Origin of the sequence: Pseudomonas fluorescens NCIMB 11764, assembly GCF_000293885.2 — a bacterium.
GTDB classification, from domain to species: Bacteria; Pseudomonadota; Gammaproteobacteria; order Pseudomonadales; family Pseudomonadaceae; genus Aquipseudomonas; species Aquipseudomonas fluorescens_B.
Window position 1 is genome coordinate 4,638,995 of sequence record NZ_CP010945.1, and the last position, 14,789, is coordinate 4,653,783.

General features: G+C 59.8%; 11 protein-coding genes. 6 read left to right on the top strand and 5 right to left on the bottom strand.

The genetic code is table 11. The annotated features are described in order from the left end of the window. Positions 1-34 precede the first annotated feature (34 nt). From B723_RS21180 to B723_RS21190, 3 genes are all read right to left on the bottom strand, one after another. Positions 35-1,696, bottom strand: a complete 1,662-nt coding sequence (locus tag B723_RS21180) for a cation acetate symporter (protein WP_017338804.1) — start codon at positions 1,694-1,696, stop codon at positions 35-37. Beyond that, positions 1,696-2,022: a DUF485 domain-containing protein gene (locus tag B723_RS21185; RefSeq protein WP_031318916.1), complete on the bottom strand. Its 327-nt coding sequence runs from the start codon at positions 2,020-2,022 to the stop codon at positions 1,696-1,698. Before B723_RS21185 ends, B723_RS21180 begins: the two co-directional genes overlap by 1 nt. A 126-nt stretch (positions 2,023-2,148) precedes the next feature. Then, complete coding sequence (locus tag B723_RS21190) at positions 2,149-3,771, bottom strand: acyl-CoA synthetase (RefSeq protein ID WP_017338806.1); 1,623 nt, start codon at positions 3,769-3,771, stop codon at positions 2,149-2,151. Positions 3,772-4,001: 230 nt separating this feature from the next. On the opposite strand from B723_RS21190, the gene B723_RS21195 reads away from it, so the two are divergent. From B723_RS21195 to B723_RS21210, 5 genes are all read left to right on the top strand, one after another. After that, a complete protein-coding gene (locus tag B723_RS21195) occupies positions 4,002-6,278 on the top strand; it encodes a PAS domain-containing sensor histidine kinase (protein ID WP_017338807.1) in 2,277 nt (758 codons plus the stop codon). Between the two features lie 4 nt (positions 6,279-6,282). Beyond that, the gene (locus B723_RS21200; RefSeq protein ID WP_017338808.1) at positions 6,283-6,918 is read left to right on the top strand and encodes a response regulator transcription factor; all 636 of its coding nucleotides are present in this window, start codon (positions 6,283-6,285) and stop codon (positions 6,916-6,918) included. 75 nt (positions 6,919-6,993) lie between these two features. Further along, positions 6,994-8,076 (top strand): AI-2E family transporter, encoded by a 1,083-nt coding sequence (locus B723_RS21205; RefSeq protein WP_017338809.1) that lies wholly within the window; start codon positions 6,994-6,996, stop codon positions 8,074-8,076. Positions 8,077-8,223: 147 nt separating this feature from the next. Further along, the gene (locus B723_RS33745) at positions 8,224-8,388 is read left to right on the top strand and encodes a hypothetical protein (RefSeq protein WP_017338810.1); all 165 of its coding nucleotides are present in this window, start codon (positions 8,224-8,226) and stop codon (positions 8,386-8,388) included. 21 nt (positions 8,389-8,409) lie between these two features. Further along, positions 8,410-8,874, top strand: coding sequence for a MaoC family dehydratase (locus B723_RS21210; protein WP_017338811.1), 465 nt, complete (start codon positions 8,410-8,412; stop codon positions 8,872-8,874). Between the two features lie 161 nt (positions 8,875-9,035). Here B723_RS21210 and B723_RS21215 read toward each other — a convergent pair whose 3' ends face one another. Further along, positions 9,036-10,661 (bottom strand): methyl-accepting chemotaxis protein, encoded by a 1,626-nt coding sequence (locus B723_RS21215; RefSeq protein ID WP_017338812.1) that lies wholly within the window; start codon positions 10,659-10,661, stop codon positions 9,036-9,038. 213 nt (positions 10,662-10,874) lie between these two features. On the opposite strand from B723_RS21215, the gene B723_RS21220 reads away from it, so the two are divergent. Continuing rightward, positions 10,875-12,662, top strand: a complete 1,788-nt coding sequence (locus B723_RS21220; RefSeq protein WP_017338813.1) for a SulP family inorganic anion transporter — start codon at positions 10,875-10,877, stop codon at positions 12,660-12,662. Between the two features lie 72 nt (positions 12,663-12,734). Here the strand turns inward: B723_RS21220 and B723_RS21225 are convergent, their stop codons facing one another. After that, a complete protein-coding gene (locus B723_RS21225) occupies positions 12,735-14,771 on the bottom strand; it encodes an LTA synthase family protein (protein WP_017338814.1) in 2,037 nt (678 codons plus the stop codon). Positions 14,772-14,789: the final 18 nt, after the last annotated feature.

Genomic DNA, 14,789 nt, shown 5'->3' on the forward strand with positions numbered 1-14,789 from the left:
GCACGGCGCCGCAACCGGGCGCCGTGCCTTTCGATCAATGACTGGAAGCGGCGGCAGCACCAAGACCGGTCTGGGCGCGCACGAACTGGTCGGCGTAGGCATCGCGTTCCTTGTCGGCCCGCACGCTGCGGTCGAGGCGGGACACGACGACGATCACCAGGAACGCCAACGGCATGGAGAACAGCGCCGGGTGGTCGTAAGGGAAAATCGCGTGAGCATGACCGAGCACGGTCACCCACACGGCCGGGGACAGGATCACCAGCACCAGGGCGCAGATCAGGCCGGCGAAACCGCCGATGATCGCGCCTTTGGTGGTCAGGCCTTTCCAGTACATGGCCATGATCAGTACCGGGAAGTTGGTCGAGGCGGCGATGCCAAAGGTCAGGCCCACCAGGAACGCGACGTTCATCTTCTCGAACAGAATGCCCAGCAGAATCGCGATGACGCCCAGGCCCACGGTGGCCATGCGGGTCACGCGCATTTCCTGTTTCTGGGTGGCTTTGCCTTTCTTGAACACGGTGGCGTAAAGATCGTGGGAAATCGCCGAAGCACCGGCCAGGGCCAACCCGGAGACCACTGCAAGAATGGTGGCGAAGGCCACGGCCGAGAGGAACCCGAAGAACAGGTTGCCGCCCACCGCTTTGGCCAGATGCATCGCGACCATGTTGCCGCCGCCGATCAAGGCACCGCCGACTTCGCCGTTGACGTAGTACTGCGGATCGGTACCGATGATCACCATCGCGGCGAAGCCCAGGGTGCACACCACCAGGAAGAAGAAGCCGATGAACCCTGTGGCGTAGAACACCGATTTACGCGCTTCCTTGGCGTTGGGCACAGTGAAGAAACGCATCAGGATGTGCGGCAGGCCGGCGATACCAAACACCAGTCCGAGGGACATCGAAGCGGTGTTGATCGGGTCGGAGAGCATTGAACCGGGGCCCATGATGTTCCAGCCGCTGGCATGCGCCTCGACCGCTTTGGTGGCGAGGGTTTCGTAGCTGAAGCCGAACTGCGACATGGCCATGACCGCGAGGGTCGTGCCGCCGGCCAGCAGCAGCACGGCTTTGATGATCTGTACCCAGGTGGTGGCGATCATCCCGCCGAAAATCACATACACCAGCATCAACGCGCCGACGATCATCACGGCTACCGGGTAGTCGAGACCGAACAGCAATTTGATCAACTGGCCGGCACCGACCATCTGCACGATCAGGTAGCAGCACACCACCGTCAACGAACCGAACGCGGCGAAGATCCGTACTTTGTTCTGGTCCAGACGATAGGAAACGATGTCGGCAAAGGTGTAGCGCCCCAGATTGCGCAAGCGTTCGGCCATCAGGAAGGTGATGATCGGCCAGCCGACAAAGAAGCCGATGGTGTAGATGAAACCGTCGTACCCCTTGGCGAACACCAGGCTGGACAGCCCCAGCAATGTGGCGGCGGACATGTAGTCACCGGCAATCGCCAGGCCGTTTTGAAACCCGGTGATACCACCGCCGGCGGTGTAGAAGTCCGACGTGGATTTGGTCTGGCGTGCAGCCCACCAGGTGATCGCCAGCGTGCCGAGGACGAACAGGAAGAACATGCCGATGGCATGCAGGTTCAGCGGTTGTTTTTCTATGGTGCCCAACGCGGGTGCGGCGAGCACAGCGGAAGCCGGCAACAGGCACGCTGCGGCGAGGATGAGTTTACGCATCACTTACTCTCCTCAAGAATGGCGGCGCCCAGCGCGTCGAAGCGCGTGTTGGCGCTGTAGACATACCAGCCTGTCAACAGCCAGGAAAAAATGATGATCGCCGCGCCAACCGGCATGCCCAGGGTCAACATCCGATGCTCGCCAAGCGGTGCGTGCAGCCACTGCGGGGCAAACGCCACCACGAGCATGAACAGGTAATAAGTGCCCAGCACGGCAGCACTCAACGACCAGGCCAGGCGCGAACGGCTGCTGACCAATTGAAGGAATTTCGGGTTGGTCCGAATACGTTCACAGCGTTGGGTATCGGTTGCATGGATGTCGATCATGGTGCGCTCCACATTGTTGTTGTTATCGGTGTGAGGTGGCCGGCCGTACAGGCCGAATCCGGCGTGCACGAGCCCGAAGCGGCAGGTAAGGCACCTGCCGCCTGATAGGTGAAACGTGGGTGAGGGTTAGAGAGCCTTGGCCCTGTCGCGCAGCACGTACTTCTGGATCTTGCCGGTAGAAGTCTTCGGCAGCAGGGTGAAAATCACCGTGCGCGGGACTTTGAAACCGGCGAGGTGTTCGCGGCAGAAACCGATGATGTCGGCTTCGCGAACGTCCTGGTGATCAGCCTTCAAGGTGATGAAGGCGCAGGGCGTTTCGCCCCATTTTTCATCGGGACGGGCGACTACTGCGGCCTCCATCACACCTGGATGGCGGTAGAGCACGCCTTCGAGTTCGATGGTGGAAATGTTCTCGCCACCGGAAATGATGATGTCTTTGAGGCGATCCTTGATTTCGACATAACCGTCGGGATGACACACCGCCAGGTCGCCGGTATGGAACCAGCCACCCTCGAACGCTTCAGCGGTGGCCGTCGGGTTTTTTAGGTAGCCCTTCATCACGGTGTTACCGCGCATGAACACTTCGCCGATGGTCTGACCGTCGCGCGGGGTCGGCTCCAGCGTCTTCGAGTCGCCGACCATCACGCCTTCGAGCGTCGGGTAGCGCACACCCTGGCGGGATTTGATCTGCGCCCGTTCTTCCAGCGGCAGTTCATCCCATTCGGAATGCCAGGCGCACAGCGTCACCGGGCCATAGGTTTCGGTCAGGCCGTAGACGTGGGTGACCTTGATGCCCATTTCTTCCACGGCGCCAATGACTTTGGCCGGCGGTGCAGCACCGGCGACCATGGCGTTGACCGGATGATCGATGGCGGCCTTCGCCGATTCCGGCATGTTGACCAGCGCATTGAGCACGATTGGCGCGCCGCACAGATGGGTGATCTGGTGTTCACGGATCAGCGTGAGGATTTTCTGTGGATCGACCCGGCGCAGGAACACATGCACACCGGCCAGCGCAGTGATGGTCCACGGGTAGCACCAGCCGTTGCAATGGAACATCGGCAGGGTCCAGAGGTACACCGGGTGATTGCCCATGGCCCAGGTCATCTGGTTGCCCAAGGCATTCAGATAAGCGCCGCGGTGGTGATAGACCACGCCTTTCGGATTGCCGGTGGTGCCGGAGGTGTAGTTCAACGAGATGGCTTGCCACTCGTCCACTGGCCATTGCCAGGCGAATGCCGGATCGCCCTCGGCCAGCAGGGCTTCATAGTCCAGATCGCTGACGGCCTGACCTTCGCCGTACTCCGGGTCGTTGACGTCGATGACCAGCGGCGGGTGATCCAGCATGCCGATGGCGGCATGAATCACATTATGGAACTCGCGGTCGGTGATCAGCACCTTGGCCTCGCCGTGCTGGAGCATGAAGGCAATGGCTTCGGCATCCAGGCGCACGTTGAGCGGGTTGAGCACGGCGCCGATCATCGGTACGCCAAAATGCACTTCGAGCATTTCGGGGATGTTGGGCAGCATCACCGCCACGGTATCGTTCTTGCCGATGCCGCGACCGGCCAGCGCCGAGGCCAGGCGTCGGCAACGGGTGTAGGTCTGCGCCCAGGTACGGCGAATGGAGCCGTGGATGACGGCGGGGTAGTCTGGGTAAACGTTGGCCGTACGCTCAAGAAAACTGAGCGGAGACAGGGCGATGTGATTGACAGCCGAAGGGCTTAGCCCCTGTTCATAGATCGACATGTGCGGGTACTCGGTGGCTGATTGTTAGCTCTATCGGTGGCCCTTCAGCGTAGCCGCTGAGGTCACCTTTTATGTCCGGCCTGCTTTATATAACAATCCACCACAAATATGGAAGTACAACCTATAGCTTATAGTACATGTACTATATTTGATTCTTGCTGATCTAAATGACTGCAGTCATATCGCCAAGGCCGGTATATCCTTGGCTTCCCCCACCAAGCGGACCCGTGATGACCCTGACTCCCGTTCGATTGCACAGCTGGTTGCGCCTGCAGCGCGAGGGCGTTTCTCTGGCAGCCCGGGCCGATGCGTTGTGCCGTGCGTTGCAGGATTGCCCCGAGGTGCGTCGCGCGGTTTACCTGAGCTGGCAACCCCAGGCGCGGATCTACAGCCACGAAGGCGCGGCCCAGCATTTTCCACCGGGCCAGGGCGACCCGTCGCAGGCCAGCGATCAGTTGTTGTTCGATCGGCTGCTGGAAGCGGGGCGCCTTGATCTCGCGCAAGTACGGCGACTGGATTGCTGGTTGGCCGGCCGACTGCGCCGCGCCGCGATCAGCCATGGTCAGGTATTTGATCTGGCGTTGACGCCTGGGCAGGCGGGCCTGTTGCTGGTGGAAGTGTGCGAGGGCGTGAGTTTCGATTGGCTGGGTTGGGTGCAGGATTTGCTGACGACCTTGCTCAGTAGCGTCAACGGCATGCTGCGCGGCTCGCCGTTGTTGGGCCACGATCCACAGCCGAGCCTGTTACTCGATGCGCAGGGGCGGCCGCAGGAATTCAACGCGGCGTTGCTGGCGCTACTGGCCGAAAAGCCGCTGACCGACGTGCTGGGATTTCTGCCGGTCAATCATCGGGTGCTGGTACGTGCCTGTCTGGACCAGCAACGGGCCATTGAAGGGGTCGAAGCACAGTTCGAGGCGCAGATCCTGATCTGGACGTTCATTCCCGATCCCCAGGACAACCGCGTGCTCGCCCGTTGTCGCGACGCCACCACGCAAGTGCTGGCCGAACGCGAAGCAGCCCAGGCGCGGCGGCTGTACCGGTTGATCATCGAGAACACCACCGACCTGATTTCCCGGCACACACCGGACGGCTGTTTTCTCGATGCCTCGCCCGCCTCCTGGACATTGCTCGGTTACTGGCCGGAAGAATTGCGCGGAAAAATGGCCCAGGGCCTGTTCCATGGCCAGGAACTGGCCAGCCTGATGCAGCGCGCCCGCGATGCGCTTGAGCAGGATGGTTATCACACGATGACGTACCGCATTCGCCATCGGGACGGGCATTACCTGTGGTTCGAAACCGCCAGCCGGGCGATTCGTGAAACCTACACTGGCACGGTGGTCGAGGTGGTCAGCGTGTCCCGGGACATTACCGCCCGGGTGCAGGCCGAAGAGAACAAACGGCGCCTGGCCGAAGTCGTCGAGGCCAACATTGACCCGGTGCTGTTTATCGCCCCCGAAGGGCAAGTTACCTACCTCAACCCGGCGGCACGACGCATTCTCGGGATTGGCGAGCAACAGCCGATGCCGACCCTGGCTGAACTGTTCGCCAGCGCTGACCTGACACGCCTGCAACGTGACGGCTGGAGCGGCGCCGAACGCGACGGCGTCTGGAGCACCGATGCGCGTTTGCAACCACCGGGTGGCGGCGCGTCGGTGCCAGTGTCGCTGGTGCTGTTGGCGCACCGTTCAGCAGGTGGCGAGCGTTACTATTCCCTGGTCGCTCGGGACATGACCGAACGTGAATTGCGCGAAGTGCAACAACGTCGCCATCAGGATGAACTGGCGCACACCGCGCGCCTGGTCACCCTCGGTGAACTGGCTTCGGGTATCGCTCACGAAATCAACCAGCCGCTGGCCGCCGTGGTCAATTACGCCAATGCCAGCCAGCGCTATTTGCAGACCGTGGATTCCAATCCCCAGGCCGCCGCCCGGGTGGCACAAGGCCTGGAGCGCATCACCCACCACGCCACTCATGCTTCGGAAGTGATCCGACGTCTGCGGGCATTTTTGCGCAAAGGCCAGCGTCGCATGCAGGCGCTGAATGTCACCGATGTCGCCCGCGAAGCCGTGCGTTTGTGCGACTGGGAGGCGAGCAATTGCCAAGTGACAATCGAGGATCGACTGCCGGATAATCTGCCGCCGGTTTATGCCGACCGGGTGTTGCTGGAACAAGTCCTGCTCAATCTGCTGCGCAATGCCATCGATGCCAACCGCGAACAACATCCCGGCCAGCCTTCGTTGATCGTGATGACGGCGGGGCAGGGCAGTGCTGCCAGTGTGGACATCAATGTGCAAGACCAGGGCCCTGGCGTGAGCGAGCCGGAACTGGAGCAGATCTTTACCCCGTTCTATACCAGCAAGGCCGATGGCCTGGGGCTCGGCTTGTCCATGAGTCGCAGCATCATTGAAGGTTTCGGCGGCGAATTGCAGGCCCGGCGCCAACCGGTCGGGCTGCTGATGTGCTGTCGCTTGCCGCTTGCCGGCCCAACAAAACAACAACAGGAATAATGCAATGGCGGGTGTGACGGAGCACGTGGTGTATGTGGTCGATGACGATCAAGGCATGCTCGATTCGACGGTCTGGTTATTGGAGTCGGTCGGCCTCAAGGCGTTGCCGTTCACCAGTGGCGTCGAGTTCCTCAATGCCTGCGACGCCAGTCTGGCGGCCTGTGTCCTGCTGGATGTGCGCATGCCTGGCATGGGCGGCTTGAACGTGCAGGAAGAAATGCGTTTGCGCGAACTGAATTTGCCGATCATCTTCGTCAGCGGTCACGCCGATGTCCCGATCGTGGTGCGTGCGTTCAAGGCTGGCGCTCACGACTTCATAGAAAAGCCCTACAACGAACAATTGCTGCTGGACAGCGTGCAACAGGCCCTCAGCAATTGCGCGACCCACCGTTCGGGCAATCAAGGGCATGAAGCATTGCAGGCGCGCTTGCTCACGCTGACCCCACGGGAGCGGGACGTCTTGCTGCCGCTGGTGCAGGGTTATACCACCCGGGAAATCGCCGAACAATTGGAGGTCAGCGCGAAAACGGTCGACCTCTACCGCTCACGCGTGATGAAGCGCATGCAGGCCAATACCCTGCCGGACTTGGTCGGCATGGCCATTGCCGCCGGACTGGTTGATCCATTGAAACTGCGTTGAACCCTCGCATTTTCCGCCGAACGTCTATGCTGGGCTAACCGATCCTGTACCGTTGCAGTGATCAGGGAGGCTGCCATGGAACCCACGTCCTTATCCGAAACAAAGCTGACGCGCACGCTGCTCGATGTGTTTATCCGGGCCGGGCTGATCGCCGTTCTGGTGCTGTTCTGCTTCCAGATCTTCAGCCCGTTCCGCGACCTGATGCTGTGGTCGCTGATCCTGGCGATCACCCTTTACCCACTGCAAGAGCGGCTGAAGGGGCCGCTGGGGCAAAAGGAAGGGCGCATTGCGACGCTGATCATACTGGTCGCCATCCTTATCCTGATGGTGCCGATCTATCTGATGGGCATCTCGATTGCCGACTCGGTCGAGCACGCCATCAGCGTGATCAAGAACGGTGGTTTCCACATTCCGCCGCCCGCCGATTCAGTCGCCGAATGGCCATTGGTGGGCAAGCCACTGTCGGCCCTTTGGCTACAGGCTTACACCGATCTTCCGAGCCTGACAGAGAAGTACATTCCGCAAATCAAAGGCATCAGCCTCACCCTGTTGGGCAAACTCGCCGGTGTCGGCATGGGTTTCCTGATGTTCATTTTCGCCTTGATCATCGCCGGGATCTTCATGGCCTATGGTGAAAACGGTTACCGCAGCTCGGTCCAGATAGCCTCCCGCATCATCGGCCCGGAAAAAGGGGCGAAGATCGCCGGGCTTTGCACCGCAACGATTCGTGCGGTCGCACTGGGGGTGGTCGGCATCGCCTTCATCCAGATGCTGCTGGTAGGCCTGGGTTTCGTGTTCAAGGGGGTTCCCGGTGCCGGGTTGCTCGCACTGGGGGTGCTGCTGCTCGGAATCATGCAGTTGCCGGCAACCTTGATTACGCTCCCCGTGATTGCCTTTGTGTTCGCCACGGAAGGTGCCAGCACGGCGACGATTGTCTTTGCAATCTATGTCTTCGTTGCCGGCCTGGTGGATAACGTACTCAAGCCCTTGCTGCTGGGGCGCGGTGTCGATGTGCCGATGCCGGTGATTCTGATCGGCGCCCTGGGTGGCATGGTCACTGGCGGGATTCTCGGGCTGTTCATCGGCCCGGTAGTGCTGGCGGTCGCGTATCAATTATTCTGGCAATGGGTACGGGATCGGCCAGGGCCGCAAGAATGAATGCTCAGGGTGATGATCTGCTGAATCAGGTACTGACCGCCCACGGAGGGCTGGAGCGCTGGAACAGCTTCAGCCAGGTACGCGCCACCCTCGTGACCGGTGGCTCGCTCTGGGCAATGAAAGGGCTGACTCAGGCGACGCTTGCGGGTGACCTTTCCCGAGGACATCGCCACGCATTGCGCGGTGCAGGATTTCTACTTCGGTAAAGACTTTCTGCTACGTCGACACGACTACAACGTGGAGGTCAGCGGTGGCCTGCCTGCCGCCCAGTACGTTCATGGCTATGTCGAAGCCGACATCGACTATTCGTAATGCATTGCGGAGGAATGAATCATGACCGCGCATTCCTGGGAAAAACTCTACCTCGATGACCTGAGCCTGGGTCAGGAATTTGAAAGCGACCCTGTTCGCGTCCACCGGGAAGCGATGCTGGCCTTTGCTCGCGAGTACGACCCGCAACCCTTTCACCTGAGCGCCGAAGAGGCCGGGTTGAGCCTGTTCGGCGGCCTGGCAGCGAGCGGCTGGAACACCGCTGCCCTGACCATGAAAATGCTGGTGGCCAGCGTGCCTCTGGCGGACGGCATCATTGGCCTGGGCATCGAGCTGAGTTGGCCGACGCCGACTTATCCGGACGACGTGCTGCGCCTGTTCAGCACCGTGCAGGCCATCGAACCGTCCGCCACCAAACCGGATCGGGGCGTGGTGACGCTGTTCATGGAAACGTTGAACCAGAACGACAAGGTGGTACAGCGCGCCACCGGGAAGTTGCTGGTGTTCAGAAGACCGGCAGAGGATTGAAGTGGCACTCCGAAGGATTGGCAGTTGCATTTACCGGTCAGTCAGTAATCCGGGAAGCTAACGACACGGGTCAAGCAAATACAAGACCTTGGAAAATGCTCATTACCGCCCCCGTCATAGCCATCAAACTGCCGTTGATGGTTTGACGGGGGTCAGGTCTTTCAGAAACTGAACCGCTGCAAAATAACGCCCAGTCCGTCGGACATTGCCTTGAGTTCCTGGGTCGTTCGAACGATCCCGCCTTGGGCTGTGGCGTTCTCTTCCACACTTTGCGCCACTCTTTCGACGTTGCAGGCGACCTGTTCACTGGCGGCGCGTTGTTCCTGGAGCGACAACGAAATGAAACTGACGGCCGCAAGGGATTCGTCCAGTGCACCCTTGATCCTGCCCATGGAAAGGCCCGCGCTTTCGACCAGTTTCTGGCCATGGGTCACGCGCTCACAGCCAGCGGCCATGCTGTCTTTGGCTTTGACCATGCCGTTTTGTATGGCGTTGACCAAGGCCACGATTTCCGTGGTGGATTGGGCTGTGCGTGCGGCCAGGCTGCGCACTTCATCGGCGACCACGGCGAAGCCGCGACCTTGTTCGCCCGCGCGTGCCGCTTCGATGGCGGCATTGAGGGCCAGGAGATTGGTCTGTTCGGCGATGCCCCGAATCACCCCGACAATCAGACTGATGTCGTTAGACTGAACCGCCAGTTGATCGATGTCAGATGAGCTTTGTGCAACCAGATCGGCAATCTGATCCATTTCCTGGATGGATGCTTGCATGACCTCCATGCCTTCGCTGGTGATTTCGCCCGCTTTCTGCGCGGTGCTCTGTGCCTGTCGGGCATTGTCGGCAATGTGCGTGATGCTGACGGAAAGCTCTTCTACTGTGGCCGCCATGGAGGAAGCTGTCTCGCTTTGCAGGGCGGCGCTGCTCAATCCTTGTTCGGAAGATGCAGACAGTTGCAGTGTGGCACTCTCGATTTGCTCGGAGGCCTGGCTGATTTTGCCAATCATGTCGCTCAAGCTGTGGCGCATCGCCTGGACGGAGTGCAGCACCCCCGTCGACTGCTGTTGGAGATCAAACTGTGTAGCGGCCAGTTGCCCCTGGGCGATGTTCGAACTGATGACGGCAAGTTCTGCCGGTTCGGCACCGAGCTGGCGACTCAACAGTCGGGAGAACAAAAACGTGTAGGCCACGCCCGCGATCAGCGCCAATGCCAGAATCAACAGGCTGAACCGGAGACTGGAGATATAGGCGATCTGGTTCAGCTCGAACTGGTTCTTGGCCTCCACCAGCTGAACCTCGATCAACTCGGAAAACTTGGCTGACAAGGGATCGATCAGTGGATACAACTGCTCTGTTGCGAAACGTGCAAGCCCGGCGTTGTCGTTCTGGCGCAGCATGCCCTGCAAGTTTTGCAATGGCCCGTGGGTGGCTTCCATTAGCGGATTGATTTGCGCGATTAAACGGGTTTCTGCGGGAATCAGTGTTGTCGATTTGTATGCTTGCCACGTCTGATCGATTTCCCTCTGCGCTTGCTCTATCCGAGTCAATGATTCAGCGTAGGTAAAGTTTCCATTACGTGCCTTGTGGGTGGCATCGACGATGTCCACGGCGTACAGGTCAGCGATTTTTTTCAAGTCGCGCAGGGGCACGACTCGATCGAGATACACGGTTTCCAGACTGTGTACAGCGGATTGCATTCCCAAGAGTCCGAGCCCGCCGACACACAATAGACCCAGCAGCAAAGTGCTGGTGAGCACAAGCAGGTGAGTCCTGATCTTCCAGCTTTCCATAGTCCATAATTCCTGAGTCAGCTAAGCGATAGAGATCGAGAAGGTCAGCATCAGTTGCAATGAGGGCACATTGACATCATCCGCTGAGGCTCAGGAGAAGAACATCGTTTGACCGGCGTACATTTATGAATTTGCGACGTTTGAACACCCTAAGTCTCGAGCTTGTTCCACACCTGCCGCACGCGATTTGTTAACCCTGAGGGCTAAAGTCCCATGAGCGATTCGGATGCTCTGCCTCCCGGTCCTGAACCGGGTCGGATTACACGCAAGCACACTGGCGATCAAACCACCTGGCGCCGTTGGCTGCCGGGGCTGCAGACGTTGGGTCGCTATAAGATGGCATGGCTGCAGCACGACATTGTGGCCGGACTCGTGCTCACTACCATGCTGGTGCCCGTCGGTATCGCCTACGCGGTGGCATCGGGGGTGCCCGGCATTTATGGCCTTTACGCGACCATTGTTCCATTGCTCGCTTATGCGTTGTTTGGCCCGAGCCGAATCCTGGTGCTGGGGCCCGATTCCTCATTGGCTGCCGTCATTCTCGCGGTAGTACTGCCGTTGTCCGGCGGCGACCCGCATCGCGCGATTGCCCTTGCCGGCATGATGGCGATCGTCTCGGGGACCGTGTGCATCCTGGCGGGTATAGCGCGGCTGGGTTTCGTCACCGAGCTGCTTTCCAAACCGATCCGCTATGGCTACATGAACGGCATTGCACTGACGGTATTGATCAGCCAACTACCCAGGCTTTTCGGCTTTTCGATCGAAACCGACGGACCGTTGCGCAACCTGTGGGCCATTGCCACCTCGGTGATGGATGGAAAAACCAACTGGACCACCTTCATGATCGGCGCGGCCACCATGGCGGTCATCTTGTTGCTCAAGGACAAAAAACGCGTGCCGGGGATTCTGATCGCCGTGGCAGGAGCCACCGTTGCCGTTGGCGTGCTGGATCTTGCATCCTACGATGTGGCGGTCCTCGGTTCTCTGCCCCAAGGCCTGCCGGGGTTTGCCATCCCCTGGATCAGCAGTGCCGATATCGTTCCTGTGCTGATCGGGGGTTGCGCTGTTGCGCTTGTTTCGTTCGCCGACACCAGTGTGCTCTCGCGTGTCTATGCGGCGCGCACCCAGACCTATGTCGACCCAAACCAGGAGATGGTAGGACTCGGCGTCGCCAACCTTGCCAGCGGTTTGTTCCAGGGCTTTCCGATCAGCAGCAGTTCTTCACGGACTCCCGTGGCCGAGGCCGCGGGTGCCCGAACACAACTTGCCGGCGTGGTGGGAGCACTGGCTGTTGCTTTATTGCTGGTGTTTGCCCCGGATTTGCTGAAGAACCTGCCCACCAGCGCACTGGCGGCGGTGGTCATCGCATCGGCGATCGGCCTGATCGAAATCACCGACCTGCGACGGATTTATCGTATCCAGCGCTGGGAGTTCTGGTTATCGATCGTTTGTACGGCAGGTGTGGCCGTATTCGGCGCCATCGAAGGCATTGGCCTGGCCATCGTCGTAGCGGTGATCGAGTTTCTATGGGATGCCTGGCGCCCGTATTCTGCGGTCTTGGGGCGCGCCAAAGGCGTCCAGGGCTATCACGACATCACGCGTTATCCGCAGGCGAATCTTATTCCCGGTCTGGTGCTGTTTCGCTGGGATGCCCCGTTGTTTTTTGCCAACGCAGAACTGTTCCATGACCGAGTGCTGGACGCCGTGGCGACATCGCCCACGCCGGTTCGTTGGCTGGTGGTAGCAGCGGAGCCGGTCACCAGCGTGGATGTGACTTCCGCCGACATGCTGGCCGAACTGGATGAAACCTTGAACGCAGCTGGCATCACGCTCTGCGTGGCGGAGATGAAGGACCCCGTCAAAGACAAGCTGAAGCGCTTCGGGCTTTTCGAGCGGTTTGGTGAAGCTGCGTTCTTTCCGACATTAGGCGTCGCGGTCAGCAGCTACCTCAAGGTCCATTCGGAGGACGGGAAGGAAGGGCAGGGCGAGGATCGCGAGTAAATGATCGTGCGTGCACGCTATCGGGGCCGGCGCGGTAGTCCGGCCCCGACGTAATCGGGCTGGCGATCCCGGTTACTTACGCACGTTCTGGTACAGCATCAACCTTGAAGTTTCATGCAGGCCGCGGGTCAGCTGCACCAGGCGCTCGAACTCTCCGGGGTTTTGCCGGGCCACGTTGTCCAGCGGCGTCGGTGAGGCCAGGTCGTGCAACGTCGGCGAGCTGCCATCGTGCTGCATCTGCACCATGTAGTGTTGCGTGACGCCCGCAATCAACGGGAACGTACCTTCACGCAGCACCAGTGGCACCACGCGTTCACCCTCTGGCGCAGGCTGCTGGATATCACGCCCCAGGCCGCTGTTGCGAAACTCGAGGCCGGCCATGCCGGCCACGGTTGGCAGCAAGTCCACCAGGCCGACGGCTTCCTTGACGGTCCGCGTGCCGAGCAGGCCCGGTGCATGGATGATCATGGGCACCGCGTTGCTTTCCAGACCCAGTTGCTCATAAGCCGGTGCCAGGAAAGGGATCTGGGCGATACGGGTGTTGTGGTCGCCAAACAGCACGAAAATGGTGTTGTCGTAGTAGCCACCTTCCTTGGCGATTTCCATCAAGCGCCCGATGTTGAAGTCCAGCAAGCGCACGGCGTTGTACTGCTCGACACTGCGCGATCCTGCGGCCTGAACTTCCGCCAGGGTAGGGTGCTTGACCTCGAATCCGTCATTACTCTTGGGAATCGTAAAGGGGCGATGGTTGCCGGCCGTCTGCACATAGGCAAAGAACGGTTTGTCCTTGGGCAATGCCTGCAGGATCTTGTCGGTTTCCTTGAACAGATCCAGATCAGAAATCCCCCAGACATCCACGACCGGGGATTCCCAGTCCCGCTCCTCAAGCAAACGAACCCCGTCGATACTTTGCCGGATCAAGGCGTTCATGTTGGCCCAACCGGAGTTGCCGCCAATGGTGTAGATCTTCTCGTAACCGGTGAAGGCATTGATCAATGTGTGCTGTTTGGTGATCAGCGGATTACGCGTCGCGGTTTCCTGCCGAGTGACGTCTGGAACCCCACTGATGCTGGCCCAAACGGTTTTTGCGGTCCCGGTGACCGGTACGTAGAAGTGCTCGAAGAACCAGCTCTGAGTGGCCAGGCGATCGATATTGGGCGTCGGATTGATCGGGTTGCCATAGGCCCCGACGGCACTCGTGCCCAGCGACTCAAGCATCACAAACATCACGTTCGGCGGCCGTGTGCTGGATACTTTGTAGGGTTGTGGCGCTTGATGACGGACGAAATTCAGGGTTTGCGGGTCGGGCTGGTCGACCCCCAGGTACTTGGCAATCACGGCGTAGTGTTCACGCACCTGCGCTTCGTCATAGCGCGACTGGCCGACCTTGACCGTGTCATAGAGGAAAATCACCGGGTTCAGACCCAGCGCAGCGACCTGGTTATTGCCAGAGAAGAACGCGTCGCTCCAGCGCAACGGGACAGGGTTTTCAAGGTTCATGTTCTCGACACGCCCCAAAATGCCCAACAGCACCAACACGACCATCAACGCACCACCCCAGGTGGCGGAGAGCGGGTGAATGGCTTTGCGTGGGCGGTCCAGTGTCACGCGTTCCAGGCGCACCAGGGCCAGCGTCACCAATGCAACTGTTGCCAGCCACCCCAATGAAATCCAGATGACCGGGTAGGTTTGCCAGACCATGTCTCGGGATATTTGCGCATCTTCGATGAAGCGCAGCACGGTGGCGTTGATCCTCACGCCCAGGTAGGCGTAATGGCCAAAATCGACGATATAGATCAGCAGCAGGGCGCCCATGGCGACTGGCACATACACGCGTGCCAATTGGCGAAGCAGGCGGCTGCTGACGAGATTCCAACGCGGAATCCAGGCCAGCAACGCCAGTGGCAACATGACCAGGATGGCCAGGCGCAGATCGAAACGAAAGCCGATGCCCAGCGTTTCCAGGACTGCATGGTCGTCGCTCAATGCTTTGGCGTCGAAACCGGAAAAACCGAAAAAGAACACCACCCGTAGCAATGCAAACAGCACAAATACAATGGCTGTTGCGCCTAGCCAATAATGCAAACGTCTCGATTGCAGCCAACCCATCCCTGTTCCCCTGTTAAA